Here is a 22,320-nt window from a genome sequence, read left to right as displayed (position 1 = left end):
AAGGTGTACGACCTAGCCTTCGAACGGGTTGCGCAGCACGATGGTTTCAATACGATCGGGACCGGTAGAAATGATATCGATGCTAGTGCCTACCTGCTCTTCGAGGAAGCTGATGTATGCACGGGCATTAGCCGGTAAGTCTTCCACCTTCTTAGCGCCCAGCGTGGACTCTTTCCAGCCTGGCAGATCGTGATAGACCGGCTCTACCGCTTCGTAGCCCTCTGAATCCACCGGGTTATCCAGCACGTCGCCATCTTTGCTGCGGTAGCCGACACACACGCGGATATTTTCCAAGCCATCCAGTACGTCCAGCTTGGTCAGGCAGATACCCGATACCGAGTTGATCTGTACCGCGTGACGCAAGGCAACGGCATCAAACCAGCCACAGCGACGCGGGCGGCCCGTAGTAGCACCAAACTCATGGCCACGCTCAGCTAGGTGACGGCCGTGATCGTCAAACAGCTCGGTGGGGAACGGGCCGGAGCCGACACGAGTGGTATAGGCTTTGGTAATACCCAGCACGTAGTCCAGGTAGAGCGGACCGACACCAGAACCAGTCGCCGTACCACCCGCGGTGGTGTTCGAACTGGTCACATAGGGGTAGGTACCGTGGTCGATATCCAGCAGCGAGCCTTGAGCACCCTCAAACAGGATATTCTCACCGGCTTTACGCAGGTCATGAACCATACTGACCGTATCGCTGACCATCGGACGCAGCTCCTCGGCCATTTGCATGGCGCTATCCAGCACTTCCTGGAAGTCTACCGCCGGCTCACCGTGGTAATTCACCAGTACAAAGTTGTGGTAGTCGAGCACTTCACCCAGTTTGGAGGCAAACCGCTCGCGATGAAGCATATCGCCCAAACGCAGGCCGCGACGAGCCACTTTGTCTTCGTACGCCGGGCCAATACCACGACCAGTAGTACCGATTTTGGCAACACCGCGGGCTTTCTCACGCGCTTGGTCTAGGCGCACATGGTAAGGCAGAATCAGCGGGCACGCCGGAGAAAGACGCAGGCGCTCACGCACGGGCACGCCCTTCGCTTCCAACTCGCGGATCTCTTTGATCAGCGCTTCCGGCGAGAGCACAACACCGTTGCCAATCACGCAGGTTTTACCAGGGCGCAGCACGCCTGAAGGAATCAGGTGAAGAACGGTTTTCTCACCGTCGATGACCAGCGTGTGGCCTGCGTTATGGCCGCCTTGGAAGCGCACCACAGCAGAGGCGGATTCGGTGAGCAGGTCAACGATCTTGCCTTTGCCTTCATCACCCCATTGGGTACCCAGGACTACGACATTCTTACCCATTATGCACTCGTCTCTTGTGTCAGGGTCGTTGTCTGCCAACGACCATCGATAAACTCAAGACGGCGGTCACAGCTGTGCTCCGCCGGCCCAGTACGCTGCCCAGGCAGCGCTTGAATTACGCGTTCACCCTGCTCACGCAGCGCCACAATGGCAGCGTTAAGCGACTCTTCTTCTTGGGCAGGAGCCCAAATTGCACCCCGGCTGGGTGAAGCCAGTGCCAGCGATGCCAGTTGTTTCAGGTCCATCGAGAAACCGGTGGCAGGCCGTGCACGGCCAAACACGCGCCCGGTATCATCATAGCGCCCGCCTTTGGCCAGCGCATGGCCATAACCCGGCACGTAAGCCGCGAACATCATACCGGTGTGGTATTGATAGCCACGCAGCTCTGCCAGATCAAAATAGAGCGAGACATCAAAGCGCGCCAGAACACCTTTATAAAGCGCTTCTAGCTGGTCGAGGGCTGCAGTTACAGGCGCAGGCGCACCTGCAAAGCGCTCGCGGGCCTGGGCCAACACACTGGCATCGCCATGTAACTCACCCAAGGCCATCAGCATATCGGCCAGCACAGGATCGCTCACACTGTCGTTCACTTGCTCTGCTAGCTGACCCGGTGATTTTAACGCCAAGGCCTCAAATAGCGCACGCTCTTGCTCATCGCTGAGTGCAGCGGCCTCTACAAGGCTACGGTAAATACCAATGTGGCCCAACGCCAGGTGAATTTCATCAGCGCCCGCCGCATGCAGACTTGCTAATGCTAAGTGGATAATTTCACTATCAGCCTCTAAGCCTGCATGACCAAACAGCTCCACACCAACCTGTACGGGGCTTCGGCCGCCCTGATGCTGGTCGGCCTTTGCGCGCAGCACATTGGTGCAGTAACACAGACGCACCGGGCCTTGGCGTTTTAGGGAGTGAGCGTCCATACGCGCAACTTGAGGCGTCACATCGGCAGATGCGCCCATCATACGGCCCGTCAGTTGGTCGGTAAGCTTGAACGTTTGAAGGTCGAGGTCTGTGCCGGTACCTGTCAGCAAGGAGTCCAAAAACTCCACCGGCGGCGGCATTACTTGGTCGTAGCCCCAGCAATGGTAAAGATCAAGCAGCGCACGGCGCAGCTCTTCCATGCGGCTTGCCTGAGGCGGCAGCACCTCATCCATGCCGTCGGGCAATAGCCAGCGGTCAGCGATGGTCATGTGAACAATCCTGCGAGACGATGAAGGCCCCTTCTGACGACACCACCAACAGCCTCACAAGGCGCTGCGTGGAAACGTTCACGAAACGAGGGCCACAAAAAAACCGGGCGACGCCCGGTAGATAAAGTCTATCACGTTTATGCGCTAGATGAACCCCGCCAAGCACACCGCTTGACGGGGTTCCGCGCCATTACTCAGCGCTATTAGGCACTGCGCTACGCAGGTAGCGGAAGAAGTCGCTATCCGGCTCAAGCACCAGCAGGTTGCCATCGCCAGAGAAGCTTTCACGATAGGCGTTTAGACTGCGCCAGAAAGCGAAAAACTCCTGATCCTGGCCGTAAGCCTGGGAGAAGATCGCAGCTGCCTCGGCGTCACCTTCACCACGCAGGGTTTCGGCGCGCTCGTTTGCTTGAGCAAGCAGAACCTGACGGCGGCGGTCGGCGTTAGCACGAATACGCTCAGCTTCTTCTTGACCCTGGGCGCGCCACTCACGGGCTTCACGCTCCCGCTCTGAACGCATACGCTCGAACACAGCGGCAGAGACATCTTCCGGCAGGTCGATACGCTTGATACGGATATCGCGAATCGCCACGCCGAGCTCTTCACGCATCAGCTCGTCAAGCTCTGCTGTCGGGCCTGTCATTAGGTCATCACGGCGCTCGGCAATGATTTCCTGAAGGTTCAAGCGACCAAACTCGTTACGCAGACTCTCATCGACCCGTGGCTGAATCAGGCGAATCGCCATCATCTCATCACCTGCGGTCGCCTCGTAGTAGCGAGTGGGGTTAATCACTTGCCACTTTACGTAGGAGTCTACGATTACCGCTTTCTGCTCAAGGGTCAGGTAACGGCTGGTATCGGTATCCAGTGTCAGCAAACGCGTGTCAAATTTACGAATTGTCTGAGCAATCGGAATTTTGGCATGCAGGCCCGGCTGAATATTCTCTTCGATGACTTCACCAAAACGCAGCTTCACCGCACGCTCGGTTTCATCCACTACGTATAGGCTGTTACTTGCTAGCCACGCCACGGCGGCCAAGCCACCTACGATAAGCAGGGATCGATTATTAATCATTTAGCGGCCCTCCCTGCGGATAGGGTTATTACTAGACGACGATGAGGAGCTGCTTTGGCTGCCCCGCAGCGACTCCAGCACGCGCGGATCAATCGCATCGCTGCTGCTATCGCCACTGCTATCAGTCGTTGAACTGCTGTCACTACCACTGTTACCGCGCATCTGGTCTAGCGGCAGGTACATCAGCGGAGCATTTTCGCTCACATCCAACAGCACCTTGGGCGTGCTACCAAACACTTCTTCAATTGCATCCAGATACATACGTTCACGCATGACCTCTGGCGCATTACGGTACTCAGTTAACAGCGCATTAAAACGGTTGGCTTGACCTTGCGCTTCAGCGACTACCGACTCCCGGTAACCCTGGCCCTGCTCTACAACACGCTGAGCTTGGCCTTGTGCAGCTGGGATGATCGCGTTGGCATAAGCCATACCTTCGTTGATGGTCCGCTGGCGATCTTCGCGAGCACGAATAACATCATCAAAGGCATCAATAACCGGTGCAGGTGCAGATGTTGATTCAATGTTGATGGTTTGCAGACGAATACCGGCACCATAGGCATCTAAGTATGCTTGCAGACGGCTCGCCACCGAGCTACCCAAAATCTCACGACCAGAGGTCAGGATATCAATCATATCCGTACCACCGACCACATGACGCAGTGCAGAATCCAGCGCATTCTCAATAGAGAGAGCGGGATTACGTACGTTAAGTACAAAGTCACGCGGGTTGGCGACTTGGTACTGCGCAGAGATTTCCACTTCAACGATGTTCTCGTCGCGAGTCAGCATGGACTGGGTCTGAGAGACGGAACGAACGCGTGTTACGTTTACCATGCGCACATCATCAATCAGCGGTGGATTCCACTGCAGGCCTGGCTCAACAATGCCTTGGTACTCACCAAAGCGCAGTACAACCCCACGCTCAGACTGGTCAACCAAGTAAAAGCCTGAGGCAGCCCAAATGGCAAGCGCAACAATAATCAAGAGGCCCGGCAACGCAAAGGAATTGCGAGGTTTACCGCCCCCGCTTTTACCATTACCGCCCCCGCCACTTTTCTTATTGCCGCCGCCAAGCATGCCGTTCAGCTTGTCTTGGAATTTTTTCAGCGCTTCGTCAAGATCGGGTGGCCCTTGATTGTTGCCACCTTTATTGCCGTTATTGCCACCACCATTGCTCCCACCGCGATCGCCGCCGCTGTTACCACGTCGACCACCACCACTCCAGGGGTCGTGCTGGTTGCCACCACCGGGCTCATTCCAGGCCATACTTCGTCTCCACTAAGGTGTTCACCTGCACTTTGCCTTGTGCTTATGCAAGGCCGGGTGCTTTTGATATTGTTGCTATATCAATCGTGTACCACAACTCCACAGTCAATGACTGTGGAGTAGGTACTTGATGGGCTACCATTCGTCAGATTCGCGTAATGCTTCTGGTAAATAGGTATTGGCACGCTCACCCAGTTGAGCCATCAACTGGTTAAAGTCGCGCCTGGGCAAGCGCACATCCAACACGGAGCGCCCTTGCTCATCAAAACTCTCTTCGCGTACGGCGTTAAGCTCATGCAAGCCAGCGCGTAACTTACCCTGCTCTGGTGACAGTGTAAGCGAAAAACCAATCACGTCATTGGCAAGGCGCTCGGTCAAAGCTTCATGCAATAGATCAAGCCCGTGGCCCTGCTGAGCAGACAGCCAAACTACCTCTGGCACGCCATGGCCGTCGCGCTCAATGCGCGGGGCGCTGTCTAGCTTGTCGATTTTATTCATGACTTTGAGCACCGGCACGCTGTCAGCACCGATCTCTTTGAGCACATTATCGACTTGCTCAACGTTTAGCTCTCGATCTGGGTCAGCTGCATCGATGACATGCACCAGCAAAGTTGCCTCGGCCGCCTCTTGCAGCGTCGCCTGAAAGGCCTCCACCAGCTTATGCGGCAAATGGCGAATAAAACCAACCGTATCCGCCATAACAACGGGCCCAACGTCTTCGATTTCAAGCCGACGGAGCGTTGGATCCAGGGTAGCAAACAGTTGATCAGCCGCATAAACCTCAGCGCTGGTCAACGCGTTAAACAGCGTCGACTTACCCGCGTTGGTATAACCCACCAGCGAAACACTGTGGATCTCCGCCCGAGCCCGAGCACGCCGATTCTGCTCGCGCTGGCTGCGTACTTTATCGAGCCGTTTATGAATAGATTTAATGCGGCCGCGCAGCAGCCGTCGGTCAGTCTCTAGCTGGGTTTCGCCAGGACCGCGCAGGCCAATGCCGCCTTTTTGGCGCTCAAGGTGTGTCCAGCCGCGAATCAGGCGTGTGGACATATACTCAAGCTGGGCAAGCTCTACTTGCAGCTTACCTTCATGTGTTCGTGCCCGCTGCGCAAAAATATCGAGAATCAGACCGGTGCGATCCAAGACACGACACTTGAGTTCCTTCTCAAGGTTACGCTGCTGGGAAGGGCTTAAACTGTGGTTGAAGATCACCAGTTCCGCTTGATGAGCTGCGAGCATTGCCCGCAGCTCATCCAACTTACCTGACCCAATAAACGTACGGGAATCAGGGCGCTGTCGGCTGGCTGTGAGCAATGTCGCGGGCTCTGCGCCAGCAGAGCGCACGAGCTCCAAGAACTCACCCGGGTCTTCACGCGCCTGCTCATCATAGAAATCTACGTGAACAAGAACTGCCGTTTCACCGGCTTCTGGGCGTTCAAAAAACAATCAATACCTCGTGGACTCTCTTGCTATCCAGCAGTGTTAGAGTTCAGCATCAGATGCTGAAGGGTCTTGTGCCGGCAAACGCACATTGCGTGAAGGCACTACCGTGGAAATAGCGTGTTTATAAACCATCTGACTGACGGTATTGCGCAACAAGATGACAAACTGGTCAAACGATTCAATCTGGCCCTGCAGCTTAATGCCGTTTACCAGGAAAATAGAGACCGGAATGCGCTCCTTGCGCAAGATGTTCAGGTACGGGTCTTGAAGGGACTGCCCTTTGGACATGTTGCTCTCCCTAAAACTGTCGTTGGGGTTGGTTATCAAATGGCGTGCCCTACTGGTGCTACGCCGCAATCTTGTTGCCCGAAAGGCCCGGTGTGTCAAAAGCGCTCGCCGGCCACTCGAAAACACTTGCTTACGAAATCACTATCTTACGCTAAGCACCGCTGTCACGCACGAATTTCAGAAGCTTATCCAATGCGTCTGGCTGCTGCGAGTCTATCCAGTTAAGTGACGGCCAGCTACGCAACCAAGTGAGCTGACGCTTCGCTAGCTGCCGAGTGGCAATGACCCCTCGTGACACCAGCTCGCCCTGATCGTAAGCGCCGTCTAAATATTCCCATACTTGACGGTAGCCAACACTCTTCATCGATGGCAAGCCAAGATGAATATCATTACGCTTTCTGAGGGCGGCCACCTCATCTATCAAGCCCTCACCCAACATTGTTTCAAAACGTTGGGCAATACGTTGATGAAGTATCTTACGATCATTAGGCGCTAGCGCTATCGACAACACCCGCCACGGAAAGGTTTCAGGCTGCTGTTCGGCCCACAGTTCACTCATGGGTCGACCGCTGGCGTAAAACACTTCCAAAGCCCGCATTAACCGCTGGGGGTCATTAGGATGAATACGCGCCGCCGAAGTCGGGTCCACTTCAGCGAGTGCGCGATGCAAGCCCGCTAAGCCTTCGGCTTGTCGCTTCACTTCAAGCTGTTCACGAATAGCGGCATCCGCAGAAGGCAGGTTCGCGACACCTTCCACTAAGCGTTTAAAGTAAAGCATTGTGCCGCCTACCAGCAGCGGCACTTTCCCAGCCGCGCTGATTTGCCGCATCTCTTGCAGGGCGTCTTCACGAAAATCTGCCGCGGAGTAAGGGTCGGCAGGGTCGCGAATATCAATAAGCCGATGGGGTGCCCGCGCAAGCTCCTCAGCGCTGGGCTTAGCGCTGCCCACATCCATTCCCCGGTAGACCATGGCGGAATCCACGCTGATGAGCTCGTGACCTAACTGCTCGTGGAGCGCTATTGCCGCGTCGGTTTTTCCAGCGGCAGTAGGCCCCATCAAAAATATCGCCCAGGGGCGTGTATCAGCCATCTGTTTACCGCACTCCGTTTATTGTCTTCATCATTACTGGCCACGTAAAAAAAGTCGGTCGAGCGCTTGCATGCTCATTTGCGTCCAAGTAGGGCGACCGTGATTGCACTGATCGCTGCGCTCGGTGCGTTCCATATCGCGCAACAGGGCATTCATTTCATCGAGCGTTAAACGACGATTGGCACGCACGCTGCCATGGCACGCCATGGTAGACAGCAACTCATGAATACGCGCCTCTACCTGATGCGTACGGCCAAATCGAGCTAGCTCTTCAAGCATTTCACGCACCAGCGCTTCAGGGTCGGCCTGAGCCAGCAGAGCGGGCAGTTGGCGCACCAGCAGCGTCTCGGGGCCTGCCACATCCAACTCAACGCCTAGCTGAGCAATAGCGTCACGTTCGCTCTCTGCAGTAGCCACTTCGCTGCGACTCGCCGCCAGCGATACGGGCACTAACAGCGGCTGCGTATCGATCCCTTTAGCCGCCGCCAGTTGGTTTTTCATGCGTTCATATACGATCCGCTCATGAGCCGCATGCATATCGACCAACACCAACCCCTGGGCGTTTTGAGCCAGGATATACACGCCATGCAACTGGCCTAACGCAAAGCCCAGCGGCGGTGCCGCGGTGGCATCGTGGGCAGGCATAGCAAGCGGCGCTTCGCGCACTTCGTTAGCAGCTGGGCGCTGGCCGGGCGGGCTTGGTTGAGGCGTTAACAGCGTCTCTTCGTGATCAGGATGGAGCGCCTGATACCCTTGCATAAACCGGCGCACCCGCTCGGCGCCGGGGTGCCGATCCGCCCCCTCCGATAGCGGCATGCCCTGCTGCTGCCAACGTGGCGCGGGCGGCTCTTCCGTTGTGGCCGCTTCAGGGACAACAGGCACCGGATGATCTTCTGGCGAGGACTGCTCCTCTTCGGAAGGCTTTGAAGCCGCTAGACAGTGGTGCAAGCTTGAATAGAGAAAGTCATGGACCATCCGGCCATCACGAAAGCGCACTTCATGCTTGGTGGGATGGACGTTAACGTCGACCACATCCGGGTCCAGCTCAAGATAGAGTACAAAAACCGGATGACGACCGTTATACAGCACGTCTCGGTAGGCCTGGCGCACCGCATGCGCCACTAAGCGGTCACGCACGACCCGGCCATTGACGAAGAAGTACTGCTGGTCAGCCTGGGAGCGAGAGTGGGTCGGCAGCCCCACCCAGCCGCTTAACCTAAGGCCACCCGCTTCGCGTTCAATATAACGCGCATGCTCAATAAAATTTTTACCCAGCAGGGAGGCAATACGGCGCTCGCGCGCAGTGGGCATATTGCCCGGCGGCAGCTGGTGCACCACTTTTTGATTGTGCCTCAGTACCCAGGCAATGTCGTAGCGCGACAGCGCTTGACGACGAAACGCCTCTTCCACGTGGGCAAACTCGGTCTTTTCAGTGCGCAAGAACTTGCGCCGCGCTGGCGTATTAAAAAACAGATCGCGCACAGAAACACTGGTGCCTCGGGGGTGCGGCGCGGGCGTTACCCTGGCCTCCATGCCACGGCCCTCCGCCACTACCCGCCACCCCTGGCGGGGGTCTTCATCGGCATTAGAGACTAGCTCTAGGCGCGAGACGGAGCTGATAGATGCTAGTGCCTCGCCGCGGAAACCCAGCGAACTAACGCCTTCTAGATCCTCCAGGCTGCTGATTTTGCTGGTGGCATGGCGGGCCAGCGCCAGGGGCAAGTCCTGCTCGCCAATACCGATACCATCGTCGCGCACTTTAATCAGCCGGGCACCGCCCTGCTCGATCTCTACTTCAATACGCTGGCTGCCCGCATCAATGGCGTTCTCAATCAGCTCTTTTGTCACTGACGAGGGGCGCTCGACCACCTCGCCCGCCGCGATTTGGTTCGCTAAGCGGGGGTCGAGCACATGAATACGGCCAGACAGCGAGTTTAATTCAGTCAACCAACACCTCAGAAGCTAATCATCAAAACGATTTCTTAAGCACCCGTTTCTAGCCCAGACGCTTAAACAACGGCTTAAGAACTGGGGATACGCAGCACCTGACCCACACGGATAACATCGCCATTCAGGTCGTTCGCTTGCTTTAGCTGGCTCACCGGTACGCCGTGGCGAATCGCAATCGCCGATAGCGTATCACCGGACTGAATGCGGTACTCGTTTCCGGTAGGGCTACGCTGATTATCGCGCTGCCACGCCAGCAGGCTCGCTGGGGGCGGGTTACGCTGAAAATGATTGCGCAAGCCACTGAAAATGGCCGTTGCTAGCCCCTGCTGATGCACCGGGTCGCGCAGGCGGCGCTCTTCATCTGGGTTTGAGATAAAGCCCACTTCAATCAGTAGCGAGGGAATATCCGGCGATTTCAGCACCATGAAGCCCGCCTGCTCTACCCGCGATTTATGCAACCGGTTCACGCGCCCAAGTTGTTCAAGCACCTGCCCGCCAATCGAGAGCGAGTCGTTGAGCGTAGCCGTCATGGTGAGATCCAGCAGCACCCCGCGCAATACTTGGTCTTTATCACGCAGCGACAAACTGCCATCGACGCCACCAATCAAGTCGGAGCGGTTCTCGCTATCCGCCAGCCACTGAGCCGTTTCTGACGTTGCCCCCCGCTGTGAAAGCGCATAAACCGAGCTACCCTGGGGCCTTGGACTGGTAAACGCATCGGCATGTACCGATACAAAGAAGTCAGCTTTCTGCTCGCGGGCAAGCTGAGTACGCTGGCGTAAACCCAAATAATAGTCACCGTCACGAATCAACACAGCTTTGAAGCCTTGGGTTCGATTCACCTCAGCAGCCAGCCGTCGGGCGATATCCAACACCACATCCTTTTCACGAGTACCCGATGGGCCAATCGCACCGGGATCTTCGCCGCCGTGCCCCGCATCAACAGCAATAATTATGTCACGCTGTGGGTGAGGCTGAGCGGGCTGAACCTCGACGGGAGGCTGCGCGGGCGTAGGTGTAGAAACGTCAGCTTCCACACCGGTCAACTGGGCCTGAGCCGAGCGCTGCGCCAGCATCTCCTGGTCACGAATCATCGCCTCAATAGGGTCGATAGGGTTCTCCACAGCGCTTTCGCCAGGGTACTCCAAATCCACCACAAGACGGTGGCCATACTGATCATTAGGCGGTAGCGTAAAGTGGCGCGGCTCAATATCACGATTCAACTCAAGCACGACCCGCAGGCCACCACCATCCCGCACGCCGGTTCGCACTTCCGCAATCGCACTGCCATCTAGCGGCAGTGTTGATACGTCGGTATTCAGCTGGCTCTCATCAAGATCAATGACTAGGCGCGACGGGTTTTCTAATGAAAACACATTGGCCTCTGCGGCAGCGGTAAGATCAAACACCAAACGAGCATGATCGGGCGCTGCCCAGAGTCGCATGCTCTCAACGGTGGCCGCCTGCAGAGTGGCGGTACCTACCAATAAAACCGCGCAGCCAGTTGCTAACTGACCTATTAAACGAGCCAGTGGGTTTTTCATATCCATTGAAGCACACCACACTCCTGTTGCATCCCGACACACTGACGCGCCAGTTGCTCTATGACATCTTCGCCAAGAGAACTACCGGCGTTTAATAGCGCGACGCGTCCAGTTTCAGCAACGCTCAGTTGAATACGCAGATCTGGGGCGGGCAACCAGCCCTCCCCTCGGCTCGGCCACTCAATCAGACATAGCGCATCGTCGGCCAGCACATCGCGTCCACCGATGAACTCCAGCTCTTCCGGGTCTGCTAGGCGATACAAATCAAGGTGATAAATACGTTGATTGCCAAGCTCATAAGGCTCTACCAAGGTGTAGGTGGGGCTTTTCACCGCCCCTTGATAACCGTAGGCCCGCAAAATGCCGCGCGTTAAGGTCGTTTTACCTGCCCCTAAGTCGCCTTCTAAATAAATACGCCCGTGACCTTTTAGCGCTTGACCCAGCGCTTCGCCAAAAGCGACGTGGGCCGCTTCATCGTTCAATTGCACCTGCATGTTGGCCGCCTTCACGGGTTAATTAACACTCGTGCATAGGATGCCAGATCACTTGCTAACAGGCCACGCTCGCCCGCTGCTTTAGCGGCTTCATCCCCCGCTAAAGCGTGTGTCATCACACCCAGCCATGCGCTCTGCTCCAGGCTATTAAACTGCCCCACCAAAGCGCCTAACATACCGCTTAATACATCTCCCATCCCGCCACTCGCCATGCCTGGATTCCCGTAAGGGCAAACCACCAATCCGCTCGGCCCGGCAATCAGGCTGCCTGCTCCTTTCAATATCACTATACCGCCACGAGCGCGTTGCAATGCACGGGCAGCCTCAGGCCGGTCGGCTTGGATATCAGACACAGAGCACCCCAGCAGCCTTGCTGCCTCACCAGGATGAGGCGTGAGCATCCAGTTATCCCGGCGGAGGCCTGGCCAGCGGCTTGCCAACAGGTTGAGCGCATCGGCATCCACCACCAGCGGTGAAGAAGCCTGAAGCGCGCTTTGCAACATCGCCTGCCCCCAGGACTCTTGCCCAAGCCCTGGCCCAATCACCACCACATCCGCCGTTGATGGCAATTCAGCCGCATCGGCACCGCTGCGCACCGCCCGCGCCATGACTTCTGGGCAGCGCACTAGGCTTGCGGTGATATGTTCGTGTGCCGTGGCCAACGTTACCTTACCGGCACCCAAGCGTGCAGCCGCCTGGGAAGCCAGCAGCGCTGCGCCACCAAAGCCCGGCGCACCGCCCATCACCAGCACATGCCCCAAGCTGCCCTTATGGCTAGTACGAGAACGTGGAGTGAAAGCCTCGCCTAGCAGCGCATCATCCAGCCGCCAAGCGGTAGGCGGAATATCAAAAAATGCTTGGGCTTTGACGCCCAGCGGGCGAAAATCGATATCGCCGGTATACGCTGGGGCATCGCCTGTATGCAGACCAATTTTATCGCCAATAAAGGTCACCGTGCAGGCAGCTTCCACTGCCGTGCCTAACATCGCGCCAGTATCGGCTGAAATGCCCGACGGAATATCCAGCGCCATCACGGGCTGAGATGCCGTATTCATCGCTTTAATGGCCTGCTTAATGCTACCTTCGACCTCGCCGGAAAGCCCGGTACCCAGCAACGCATCGACAATGACCTCGCCGACAAGCGTAGTGTGCGGATGCCACTCTTCAAACCCTACCCCGGCGGCCGTTGCCAGCTCCGCGGCACGGGCAACGTCGCCAGAAAGCGCGTCTCGCGGCTTGAGGGAAAGGCGCTGCACCTTAAGCCCCGACTGCATAGCCAGCGCCGCCAATACATGCCCATCGCCGCCGTTATTACCGCCGCCGCAAAGCACCGTGACACTGCGCGCCTGAGGCCAGCGGGAACGAAAGCTGTGCCAAGCGCTAGAGGCGGCTCGCTGCATTAGGGCAAAGCTTTCGATACCGCCTGCAATGGTGCGCTGATCCAGCTCGCGCACTTGAGACGCCTTATAAAGGGGGCGTAGCGAAGAGGTACTCAACGTAGACACGATTGCTCCTTAATAGGGTACTAAATCAACGCTTAAACACAGCCAGTGTCAGCTTAGGCACGCACGGCATGTTGTGGCAGAGGCTAATGCGTTAGCATAGCGCGCTTAACGCACCACCGTTGACTGACCATGCCAAGTTCCACGACTTTTTCACTGTCTCGCAACCAGCCGTCGCGTGAACACCCGACTCACGAACGGCTATCCGCAGAACAGCTTCGCCAGCTTGCCGCACTGATTAAACAGTGGGGGCGCGAGCTGGGCTTTCAGCAGGTGGGTATCACTGACACTGATCTAAACGACCACGAATCGCACCTCACCAACTGGCTGGATAAAGGCTACCACGGCGAGATGGGCTTTATGGCGAAGCACGGCACCAAACGCACGCGACCTGACGAACTGGAACCCGGCACCCGCCGGGTCATCAGCGTGCGCATGGACTACCTGCCCGCCGAAGTAGAGAGTGCCAAGGTGCTTGGCCAACCCAGCCGTGCCTATGTCTCCCGCTACGCGCTGGGCCGTGATTATCATAAATTAATGCGCAAACGCTTGGCGCAGTTAGCAAAGCACATCGAGCAAGAAGTAGGAAAATTTGGTTTTCGCGCCTTCGTCGACTCCGCCCCGGTGATGGAGCGTGCGCTCGCCCAAAAAGCAGGCTTAGGGTGGTTCGGTAAAAACGCCATGTTGCTGAATCCCAAAGCGGGCTCGCTGTTCTTTCTTGGGGAGCTGTATACCGACCTACCACTGCCTGTCGATGCTCCTTTTGCGCAAGAGCATTGCGGCAGCTGTAGCGCTTGCCGCACCGCTTGTCCCACAGGGGCCATCGTGGACGATAAGGTCGTCGATTCGCGCAAGTGCATCTCTTATCTCACCATTGAGCTGCACGGCGCGATTCCCGTGGAGTACCGTCGCGCCATGGGCAATCGCGTGTATGGCTGCGATGACTGTCAGCTCGTTTGCCCGTTCACGCGCTTCACAAAAATCACCCAAGAAGAGGACTTCTCCCCACGCCATGACCTTGACCGCGCATCGCTTATTGCGCTGTTTAGCTGGGGCGAAGAGGAATTTTTGGACAAAACCGCAGGCAGCCCCATTCGCCGCATTGGCTATGAGCGCTGGCTACGTAATCTTGCCGTCGGGTTAGGCAATGCTCCGTGGAGTGATGCCGTCGAGGCAGCGCTGTGGGCACGTCGTGCCTATCCCAGCGCGCTAGTACGCGAACACGTTGCCTGGGCGCTCGACGAGCAGCGCCATAAGCGAGATGCGCGTATCGCGACACGCGCATGAGGGCTACTCCTCTTCGTCGCCACCACCTTCAATACGCAAAAACGTGCTGCGGTAATGGGCAAGCTCCGCAATCGACTCCTTGATATCATCCATCGCCAAGTGGGCATTCTGCTTTTTGAAGCCCGCCAGCGCACCGGGGTTCCAGCGCTTCGCCAACTCTTTGACGGTCGAGACATCCAAGTTGCGATAGTGAAAGAACGCCCACAAGTCGGGCATTTCCCGCTCTAAGAAGCGGCGGTCTTGATGAATACTGTTGCCGCACATCGGCGAGGAGCCCGCCACCACGTACTGGCGTAAAAAGTCGAGAGTTTGGCGCTCGGCTTCTTTAGTTTCGATGGTGCTCGCTTTCACCCGCGCCACCAGCCCAGACTCACCGTGAGTTTTCTGGTTCCAATCGTCCATTCCGGCCAAGAGGCTATCGGGCTGTTTGACGGCGATCACTGGGCCTTCTGCCACGACATTCAACTGAGCATCGGTGATGAGTGTCGCCACCTCGATAATGCGCTCTTTATCCGGCTCCAGGCCGGTCATTTCCAAATCAATCCATACCAACAGGTCGCTACGCGGTGCGCCGCTTTGCTCGCTCATTGCATTCATTCCTTGGCCAGTTTCGCCCTGACATCGGCGAATAAAGTAAAAGTGTCGCTTATATTGCGCTAACCCGCACCCCATACAGGACAGTCGACCGCCCAGGTGGGTACAATGCCTTCTATTGTAACGATCATCAGGTGGTCATGAGCAAACGTAAATTAAGCCGCCAGCAGCAGTGGCGAGTCGAGAAGATTCAAGCCGAACGCGCCCAGCGCGCTGAAAAGCGCAATTCCAAGGATGCCGAAAAGCTCTCTGCAGGCGAATACGGCCCAGAGCAGCCGGGTCGAGTGATGGCTCACTTTGGCCGTACTCTGGAAGTGCGTGACGCCGACGGCACACCTATACGCTGCCACCTGCGCGCCAACCTAGATGGCTTGGTAACCGGCGACCGAGTGATCTGGCGGGCAGGCCAGGATGGCTCTGGCGTGGTGGTTGCCCGTGAAGAGCGCGACAGTATTTTGAAGCGCCCCGACCCACGCGGCCAGCTTAAGCCGGTAGCCGCTAATATTGATCAGCTGCTGATTGTATTCGCCGTCGAGCCTGCACCCCACCCCAACCTGATTGACCGCTATCTGGTAGCCGCTGAAGCTACCGGCATCGCGCCTGTGCTGGTGCTGAATAAAACCGATTTACTGCCAGACGATGGCGGCGAACTCGGTCAGCTGCTGGAGCGCTATCACCAGCTAGGCTATCCGGTGGTACGCACCACCACGGCCAACCCCGAAGGGCTGGACAAGTTGCGCCAGCAGCTCGCGGGCCGCACTTCGGTATTTGTCGGCCAAAGTGGCGTGGGCAAATCATCGCTGATTGACCTACTACTGCCCGACGAAACCCTGCGTATTGGCGCGCTATCGGAAGATTCGCGTAAAGGCACGCACACGACGACCACAGCGCGTCTCTATGCCATGCGCAGCGACGAAGTCAGCAATGGCGAACTTATCGACTCGCCCGGCATTCGCGAGTTTGGCCTGATCCATCTGGACGAGCAGGAAGTGACCGATGGTTTCATCGAGTTCCACCCCTATTTTGGCCTTTGCCGCTTCCGGGACTGCCGCCACCGCAATGAGCCGGGCTGCGCTTTACTGGACGCCGTCGAGGCAGGCAAGATTCATCCAGAGCGTTTCGCCAGCTATCGACGTATTCTCGATAGCTTGAATCCGCAGTGACGAACCTACAATGACCAGGGCAACACCGCCGTTAGCCTCGTTGCAGTTGTCTTAATGTTAAGGGAGCCGGATATGAGCACCGCCAGCCACTCATCAGAACACAATCTATTGCCACTCATCGTGGAGCCGGAGCAGTTACAAGAGCACTTACAGGCGCCTGAACTGCTGATTATCGATGTGCCCGCCAATGGCGAAAGCTACCGTCAGGGCCACGTTCCCGGCGCCATTTATCTGGATTTTCGCTACTTGATGCGCGGCGAAGGCCCAGTGCCGAACGACGTGCCGTCGGTGGAGTTTCTCTCCAAGTTATTCAGCGCGCTGGGATTAACCCGCGACACCCATGTAGTGGCTTACGACGACGAAGGCGGCGGCTGGGCAGCTCGCCTGCTCTGGACACTGGAGCTGATCGGCCACACCCGCTACTCCTATCTAAACGGCGGCATTCACGCCTGGCGCGACGCCGGTCTGGAAGAGAGCACCGAACTCACCGCGCCAACCCCCAGCGAATACCACGCCGAGATTCTTAACCCCAGTGCCGCCATCACTTGTGATGAGATCAAAGATAAGCTCGGCAACAAACAGTTTGCCATCTGGGACGCTCGCTCCAAAGCGGAGTACGACGGAGAACGCGGCAACAATAAACACCTGGGACACATCCCCGGTGCGGTGAACATGGATTGCTAGACGCCATGGATCGCAGCCGGGCGCTGAGAATCCGCGACTACGCCGAGCTCATGACCGAACTTAATGCCCTAGGGCTCACTCCCGATAAGGAAATTGCCACCCACTGCCAAAGCCACCACCGCAGCAGCTTTACTTGGCTTGTAGGTAAAGCGCTAGGCTTTAATATACGCGGCTACGCGGGTTCCTGGGGTGAATGGGGCAACCGCGACGATACACCCATCGAGAAATGAAGATATTACTGTGACCCTTTCCCAAAAAGCCTTTTCACTACTTCAATACCCCTTGCCTCAACACGCGCTGTCGCGTCTGACGGGTAAGTTTGCCCAGTGCGATACCCCCTGGGTGAAAGACACCCTGATTAAAGCGTTTATCAAGCGCTTTAAGGTGGATATGAGCCAGGCGCTGGAGCCAGACCCCACCGCCTACGCCACATTCAACGACTTTTTTACCCGCGCGCTGAAAGCGGATGCTCGCCCACTGGGCGAAGGTCTACTGAGCCCTGCGGATGGCACGCTTTCACAGTTTGGCCGCCTCACCACGGCGGGCAAACTGGTGCAGGCAAAAGGGCATACGTTTTCCGTCCAAACCCTGCTGGGCGGCGACAAAGCGTTAGCTGATGAGTTTTTGAACGGCAGCTTCGCGACGGTTTATCTCTCGCCAAGCGACTACCACCGCGTGCATATGCCAGTGACCGGCACGCTGCGGGAAATGATCTACGTGCCGGGGCGACTCTTTTCGGTCAACCAAGCCACCGCCAACTACGTGCCCGGCTTGTTCGCCCGCAATGAGCGTTTGGTGTGCATCTTTGATACCGAGCACGGCCCTATGGCGATGGTGCTGGTCGGCGCCATGATTGTGGCCGCCATTGAAACCGTCTGGTCTGGGCAAGTAACACCGCTGTCGGGCCACCCTCAGCGCATGCGCTTCGGGCAGCCGATTGTGCTGGAGAAAGGTGCTGAGATGGGCCGCTTCAAGCTCGGCTCCACCGTCGTGTTGTGTTTCGCTAAACCCGTGGCGTTTGGCAACCACGCGCTAGGGGCAACAGTGCAAATGGGGCAGAGCCTCGCCACCCCAACGCCCTGAGCCAGGCTGGCCGCGTTGTTAGCAGTTAGCCGTCGAAAACGCCAAGACCTCTTCCAGGCGCGCTTTACCCAGCGCTAATTGGATCAAACGATCCAGCCCCAGCGCCACGCCGGAAGAGGCTGGCAGCCCCTGTTCTAGCGCTGCCAGTAGATGAGCATCGACATCTACTTCAGGCAGCCCCAACCGGCGACGCTCGGCATTATCTGCGTCGAAACGCTGGCGCTGCTCCTCGGCATCGGTCAACTCATCGTAGCCATTGGCGAGCTCGATACCGTTCAGGTATAGCTCAAAGCGAGAGGCCACCCATTCGCCATCGGCATCCTGATGACGTCGCGCCAGCGCCGCTTGGCTCGCAGGATAGTCAACGACTACGCTAAGCTCCTGTTGCCCCAAGGTTGGCTCGATAACCATTCCCATGAGCAGATCCAGGCAAGTATCGCGCCCCTCCTCGGCTAGCGCTTGGGCCGACATATTGCCCCGCTCTGCTGCTAGCGACCGCAGCGTGACCAGCGACGTGGTGAACGGGTCTACCTCCAAGTGGCGATGAAAGAGTTCGCGATAACGGTAGTACACCACCGGGCCAGGTGACTGGGGCAATACGTGCTCCACCAGCGCCGTTGTCTCCTCTATCAACTGCGCCAGCGTGAAACCAGGGCGGTACCACTCCAGCATGGTGAATTCGATATTGTGCCGAGCCCCCACTTCGCCATCACGAAAGCTTTTTGCCAGCTGAAAAATGGGGCCGCTGTCGGCCGCCAGCAGTCGCTTCATATGAAACTCAGGCGAGGTTTGCAGCCATAGCTTGCGCTGACCTTTATCGGTGCGGGCAAGCGACGATAGCGACACTAGATGCACGTCGGTGCTGCCCCCTTGGCCGAGCACTGGCGTCTCCACCTCCCATATGCCCCGAGCAGCAAAAAAAGGCGCGCACCGTCGCGATCAAACGTGCGCGCTCGCGCAAGGTGCCTATCGTTGCCGTTGGCTGCCAGTTCAGTGTCATTCCCTTCTCCCTAACAACATAAAGCCACGCAACAGTATCGCGTGGCTTTATGAACGAAACGCTTAAGCGACTATGTCTGCCGCTTTTATCATCGCGCGGTTAAGCGCGTGATACGTACTCACCAGAACGGGTGTCGATTTTCAGCACTTCACCCTGATTGATGAACAGCGGTACGCGAACCACAGCACCCGAAGATAGCGTAGCAGGCTTAGAACCACCCTGTGCCGTATCGCCTTTTAGGCCTGGGTCAGTCTCTACGACTTCCAGCTCGATGAAATTAGGCGGCGTTACGGAAATGGCCTTATCGTTCCACAAGGTAAGAATGTAAGGTACCTGCTCTTTTAGCCACTTGACGGTATCACCCAGCGCTTTTTTCTCTACCGCATACTGCTCAAACGAGCCGTCGGTCTTCATGAAGTACCACATATCACCGTCGGTATAGAGGTACTCCATTTCCAGATCCATGACGTCAGCGCCTTCTAAAGAGTCGCCAGACTTGAAGGTTTTCTCACCCACACGGCCTGTCATCAGGTTGCGCAGCTTCACGCGGTTGAACGCCTGGCCTTTACCCGGCTTCACCAGCTCGTTCTCAACGATCGAACAGGGGTCGCCGTCGAGCATTACTTTCAAACCTGCCTTGAATTCGTTGGTAGAATAGTTCGCCATAATGCCTCTCAATGGTCTGTTTCAATTGTCTATGTCGTACGTGCGGCGATCCGCCAGCCACTTACGTTACCGTCAGTTGCGTCATTGCGAATAGCAACGCCGCTAAGTGCGCGCATGATAACCCGAAGGAGGGCTTTTTGCAGGAGAACATCATTATCGCTGGTCACCACGCCCATGCCCAGGTTTCAACCTCCTGGCAGCAGCAGCTTTCTCATGCGATTCGTGATCCCGACACGCTCTGCCAACGCCTTGGTTTAGACGCCCAATGGCTGCCCGAAGTGCAGGCCGGACATCGTCTGTTCGATATTTGCGTGCCCGACGCTTACCTTGCCCGCATTAAGCCCAACGACCCTAATGACCCGCTGTTGCGTCAAGTGCTGCCTATAGGCGATGAAACACTGGCCTCACCGGGCTACGTCACAGACCCGTTAGAGGAAGCCGACCACCGCCCCGTCAAAGGGCTGATCCATAAATATGCAAACCGGGTACTTCTGATAGCAAGCCCAGCCTGCGCAATCAACTGCCGCTACTGCTTTCGCCGCCATTTTCCTTATAGCGAGAACTCGCCTTCCCGCGCCCAGTGGCAGGAAGCGCTGGACTACCTACGTGCCGACACCTCGATTCACGAAGCCATCCTATCAGGAGGCGACCCCCTTGCCGCCAGCGACCGGCAGCTGGCGTGGCTGGTTGAACAGCTAGAGAGCATTCCTCACCTAAAACGGCTGCGCATTCACACCCGCTTGCCCGTGGTCATTCCCGACCGTGTGGATGAAGGCCTGCTGAGCTGGTTAGGCAGCACCCGCTTACAAAAAGTCGTCGTGCTGCATATCAACCACGCCAATGAGATCGACCAAGCCGTGGTGGATGCCTGCACGCGCTTAAAACAGGCAGGCGTCACGCTGCTAAACCAGAGCGTTCTATTACGGGACATTAACGACAACGTGCCTACCCTCGCAGCCCTCTCGGAACGGCTGTTTGAAGCAGGCGTGCTGCCCTACTACCTCCACGTACTCGACCCAGTTCAGGGCGCCGCGCACTTTGACGTGCCTGACAAAGAGGCGCAAGCGCTCATACAAGCACTATTGGAACACTTACCCGGCTTTCTCATGCCACGGCTGGTGCGTGAAGTGCCAGGTAAGATGAGCAAGACGCCTTTGTAGCGTTACGCTACAGGTTTGTGTGATTGTGGTGCGTCGCGGCAAATCTGCGCACCACGATAACGCATCGTGCGAGCACTCAACGTATAGAGAAGCATCGGAAACTTGATAACCCTTTAAAATAAAAAACCTTTTTCGATGGCGGCCGATTTTTTGCTGTGTAGTTAATCGTTACACATGGGGTATTGGCTGCCTTCGCTGCCACACAATCGAGTTTCCAATAGATCGCTAGGGTTCCGACGCCATCAATGATATGCCCCCGATGGACGTGGCTGGTCCGAGAGCGATCGACCTTGCAAGCGCAAGGTTACACGGCGGGATAAAAGCCCGGGAGGATAAGGCACAGTGATGAGCCGATGCCCCCTGAGTTTTTTCTTAGCCGCTGGAGGCTCTCATGACCCGTTCCAACCGCTCTGCCCTCAAAAGCCTGTCCCTAGCTCCGCTGACCGCGGCGCTACTAGCATCATCTTTGACGATCACACCTACCCAAGCGCAAGAACGCAGCGACTTTAGCGTCTGCTGGTCGATTTATGCCGGCTGGATGCCCTGGGCCTATGCCGACGTAGAAGGCGTGGTCAATAAGTGGGCCGACGAATACGGCATTAGTATCGATGTCGTGCAGGTGAATGATTACGTGGAATCCATCAATCAGTTCACTTCTGGCAACGTCGATGGGTGTGCCATGACCAACATGGATGCTCTAACGATTCCAGCGGCCAGCGGCGTCGACTCCACCGCACTGATTATCAACGATTATTCCAACGGCAATGATGGCATCGTGCTGAAAGGCAGCGATGACCTAGCCGATATCGCAGGCCGTCAGGTCAATCTCGTTCAATTCAGCGTCTCTCACTACTTTCTGGCCCGTGCTCTCGAAAGCGTTGGCTTGACTGAACGCGATATCGAAACGGTGAATACGTCCGATGCGGATATCGTCGGCCTGTTCGCGAGCGACACCACAGAAGCCGTCGCTGCCTGGAACCCCCAGTTAGGTGCCATCGAGGATATGGCGGATAGCAACGTGGTGTACACCTCAGCTGAGATCCCCGGCGAGATACTCGACATGATGGTCGTGAATACTCAAACCTTGGCGGATAACCCGGCACTGGGTCATGCCCTGGTAGGCGCTTGGTATGAAGTGATGGGACTCATCGAGGCAGATGATGAAAATGCGCTTGGCATCATGGCAGATGCCGCTGGCACTGATATTGACGGTTATCGTCAGCAACTTGCCGCCACCTACCTCTACACCGACCCCGCCGAAGCCATCGCGCTCATGGAAAGCCCAGAGCTACTCGACACCATGCAGCGAGTGGCTGAATTCAGCTTCCAGCACGGCCTACTAGGCGACATGGCACCAAACGCAGAAGTCGTCGGCATTGAGACACCCAGCGGCGTCTTCGGAGACGAGAGCAACGTGCAACTGCGCTTCGACCCCAGCTTTACCCAAGCTTACCTCGACGCTCAGTAACTAGCGCCATGGGAGTAGCCACGGCTGCTCCCTCTGCTTTTATCTTCGATGGACATCCG

Annotated in this window: 18 protein-coding genes, 2 pseudogenes and 1 riboswitch; of the genes and pseudogenes, 6 read left to right on the top strand and 14 right to left on the bottom strand. The window is 56.9% G+C overall.

What is annotated here, in order from left to right; genetic code table 11:
• Positions 1-12: 12 nt before the first annotated feature.
• The 11 genes from A3220_RS01375 to A3220_RS01325 form a co-directional block, all read right to left on the bottom strand.
• Entirely contained in the window at positions 13-1,308 is a 1,296-nt protein-coding gene (locus A3220_RS01375; protein ID WP_044629100.1) for an adenylosuccinate synthase, read from the bottom strand.
• Entirely contained in the window at positions 1,308-2,501 is a 1,194-nt protein-coding gene (locus A3220_RS01370) for an ATP phosphoribosyltransferase regulatory subunit (protein ID WP_062372591.1), read from the bottom strand. Before A3220_RS01370 ends, A3220_RS01375 begins: the two co-directional genes overlap by 1 nt.
• A 190-nt stretch (positions 2,502-2,691) precedes the next feature.
• Entirely contained in the window at positions 2,692-3,576 is an 885-nt protein-coding gene (gene hflC / locus A3220_RS01365; protein ID WP_044629098.1) for a protease modulator HflC, read from the bottom strand.
• Positions 3,577-4,845: an FtsH protease activity modulator HflK gene (hflK, locus tag A3220_RS01360; RefSeq protein ID WP_044629097.1), complete on the bottom strand. Its 1,269-nt coding sequence runs from the start codon at positions 4,843-4,845 to the stop codon at positions 3,577-3,579. It lies immediately after the preceding gene.
• Positions 4,846-4,980: 135 nt separating this feature from the next.
• Entirely contained in the window at positions 4,981-6,291 is a 1,311-nt protein-coding gene (hflX, locus tag A3220_RS01355; RefSeq protein WP_044629096.1) for a ribosome rescue GTPase HflX, read from the bottom strand.
• A 36-nt stretch (positions 6,292-6,327) separates the two neighbouring features.
• The gene (gene hfq / locus A3220_RS01350; protein WP_044629095.1) at positions 6,328-6,576 is read right to left on the bottom strand and encodes an RNA chaperone Hfq; all 249 of its coding nucleotides are present in this window, start codon (positions 6,574-6,576) and stop codon (positions 6,328-6,330) included.
• A gap of 151 nt (positions 6,577-6,727) precedes the next feature.
• Entirely contained in the window at positions 6,728-7,666 is a 939-nt protein-coding gene (gene miaA, locus A3220_RS01345; protein ID WP_058576422.1) for a tRNA (adenosine(37)-N6)-dimethylallyltransferase MiaA, read from the bottom strand.
• 33 nt (positions 7,667-7,699) lie between these two features.
• Entirely contained in the window at positions 7,700-9,613 is a 1,914-nt protein-coding gene (gene mutL, locus A3220_RS01340) for a DNA mismatch repair endonuclease MutL (protein WP_062372588.1), read from the bottom strand.
• A gap of 74 nt (positions 9,614-9,687) precedes the next feature.
• Complete coding sequence (locus tag A3220_RS01335; RefSeq protein ID WP_228168684.1) at positions 9,688-11,061, bottom strand: N-acetylmuramoyl-L-alanine amidase; 1,374 nt, start codon at positions 11,059-11,061, stop codon at positions 9,688-9,690.
• A gap of 95 nt (positions 11,062-11,156) precedes the next feature.
• Complete coding sequence (tsaE, locus tag A3220_RS01330; protein WP_062372582.1) at positions 11,157-11,654, bottom strand: tRNA (adenosine(37)-N6)-threonylcarbamoyltransferase complex ATPase subunit type 1 TsaE; 498 nt, start codon at positions 11,652-11,654, stop codon at positions 11,157-11,159.
• A gap of 11 nt (positions 11,655-11,665) precedes the next feature.
• A complete protein-coding gene (locus tag A3220_RS01325) occupies positions 11,666-13,159 on the bottom strand; it encodes a bifunctional ADP-dependent NAD(P)H-hydrate dehydratase/NAD(P)H-hydrate epimerase (RefSeq protein ID WP_062372580.1) in 1,494 nt (497 codons plus the stop codon).
• A 129-nt stretch (positions 13,160-13,288) separates the two neighbouring features.
• Here A3220_RS01325 and queG point away from each other — a divergent pair, with 129 nt between their 5' ends.
• Entirely contained in the window at positions 13,289-14,443 is a 1,155-nt protein-coding gene (queG, locus tag A3220_RS01320; RefSeq protein ID WP_084812726.1) for a tRNA epoxyqueuosine(34) reductase QueG, read from the top strand.
• Positions 14,444-14,446: 3 nt separating this feature from the next.
• Here the strand turns inward: queG and orn are convergent, their stop codons facing one another.
• The gene (gene orn / locus A3220_RS01315) at positions 14,447-15,031 is read right to left on the bottom strand and encodes an oligoribonuclease (protein WP_128082392.1); all 585 of its coding nucleotides are present in this window, start codon (positions 15,029-15,031) and stop codon (positions 14,447-14,449) included.
• Between the two features lie 146 nt (positions 15,032-15,177).
• On the opposite strand from orn, the gene rsgA reads away from it, so the two are divergent.
• The 3 genes and pseudogenes from rsgA (at position 15,178) to asd (ending at position 17,967) form a co-directional block, all read left to right on the top strand.
• Entirely contained in the window at positions 15,178-16,200 is a 1,023-nt protein-coding gene (gene rsgA, locus A3220_RS01310; protein ID WP_062372577.1) for a small ribosomal subunit biogenesis GTPase RsgA, read from the top strand.
• A gap of 72 nt (positions 16,201-16,272) precedes the next feature.
• Positions 16,273-17,114, top strand: a pseudogene (locus A3220_RS01305) (sulfurtransferase).
• Positions 17,115-17,124: 10 nt separating this feature from the next.
• Positions 17,125-17,967, top strand: coding sequence for an archaetidylserine decarboxylase (gene asd / locus A3220_RS01300; RefSeq protein WP_062372575.1), 843 nt, complete (start codon positions 17,125-17,127; stop codon positions 17,965-17,967).
• A gap of 18 nt (positions 17,968-17,985) precedes the next feature.
• Here the strand turns inward: asd and epmA are convergent.
• A pseudogene (gene epmA / locus A3220_RS01295) lies at positions 17,986-18,967 on the bottom strand (EF-P lysine aminoacylase EpmA).
• A gap of 99 nt (positions 18,968-19,066) precedes the next feature.
• Positions 19,067-19,633 (bottom strand): elongation factor P, encoded by a 567-nt coding sequence (efp, locus tag A3220_RS01290; protein WP_054641005.1) that lies wholly within the window; start codon positions 19,631-19,633, stop codon positions 19,067-19,069.
• Between the two features lie 137 nt (positions 19,634-19,770).
• On the opposite strand from efp, the gene epmB reads away from it, so the two are divergent.
• Together epmB and A3220_RS01280 are read left to right on the top strand one after the other, a co-directional pair.
• Positions 19,771-20,793 (top strand): EF-P beta-lysylation protein EpmB, encoded by a 1,023-nt coding sequence (gene epmB / locus A3220_RS01285; protein ID WP_044629084.1) that lies wholly within the window; start codon positions 19,771-19,773, stop codon positions 20,791-20,793.
• Between the two features lie 214 nt (positions 20,794-21,007).
• Positions 21,008-21,126: riboswitch (guanidine-I (ykkC/yxkD leader) on the top strand.
• Between the two features lie 58 nt (positions 21,127-21,184).
• On the top strand, positions 21,185-22,261 hold the full coding sequence (locus A3220_RS01280; RefSeq protein WP_058576414.1) for a putative urea ABC transporter substrate-binding protein: 1,077 nt from the start codon (positions 21,185-21,187) through the stop codon (positions 22,259-22,261).
• Positions 22,262-22,320 lie beyond the last annotated feature (59 nt).

It is taken from the genome of Halomonas sp. KX33721 (assembly GCF_001596805.1).
In the GTDB taxonomy this organism is placed as follows: domain Bacteria; phylum Pseudomonadota; class Gammaproteobacteria; order Pseudomonadales; family Halomonadaceae; genus Vreelandella; species Vreelandella aquamarina.
This window is presented reverse-complemented; position numbering and strand designations above follow the sequence as displayed.

Bases quoted from the DNA above. Each gene is read 5' to 3' on its own strand.
- A3220_RS01375 (WP_044629100.1), bottom strand. From the start codon at position 1,308: ATGGGTAAGAATGTCGTAGTCCTGGGTACCCAATGGGGTGATGAAGGC.
- A3220_RS01370 (WP_062372591.1), bottom strand. From the start codon at position 2,501: ATGACCATCGCTGACCGCTGGCTATTGCCCGACGGCATGGATGAGGTG.
- hflC (WP_044629098.1), bottom strand. From the start codon at position 3,576: ATGATTAATAATCGATCCCTGCTTATCGTAGGTGGCTTGGCCGCCGTG.
- hflK (WP_044629097.1), bottom strand. From the start codon at position 4,845: ATGGCCTGGAATGAGCCCGGTGGTGGCAACCAGCACGACCCCTGGAGT.
- hfq (WP_044629095.1), bottom strand. From the start codon at position 6,576: ATGTCCAAAGGGCAGTCCCTTCAAGACCCGTACCTGAACATCTTGCGC.
- miaA (WP_058576422.1), bottom strand. From the start codon at position 7,666: ATGGCTGATACACGCCCCTGGGCGATATTTTTGATGGGGCCTACTGCC.
- A3220_RS01335 (WP_228168684.1), bottom strand. From the start codon at position 11,061: ATGCGACTCTGGGCAGCGCCCGATCATGCTCGTTTGGTGTTTGATCTT.
- tsaE (WP_062372582.1), bottom strand. From the start codon at position 11,654: ATGCAGGTGCAATTGAACGATGAAGCGGCCCACGTCGCTTTTGGCGAA.
- queG (WP_084812726.1), top strand. From the start codon at position 13,289: ATGCCAAGTTCCACGACTTTTTCACTGTCTCGCAACCAGCCGTCGCGT.
- orn (WP_128082392.1), bottom strand. From the start codon at position 15,031: ATGAGCGAGCAAAGCGGCGCACCGCGTAGCGACCTGTTGGTATGGATT.
- rsgA (WP_062372577.1), top strand. From the start codon at position 15,178: ATGAGCAAACGTAAATTAAGCCGCCAGCAGCAGTGGCGAGTCGAGAAG.
- efp (WP_054641005.1), bottom strand. From the start codon at position 19,633: ATGGCGAACTATTCTACCAACGAATTCAAGGCAGGTTTGAAAGTAATG.
- A3220_RS01280 (WP_058576414.1), top strand. From the start codon at position 21,185: ATGACCCGTTCCAACCGCTCTGCCCTCAAAAGCCTGTCCCTAGCTCCG.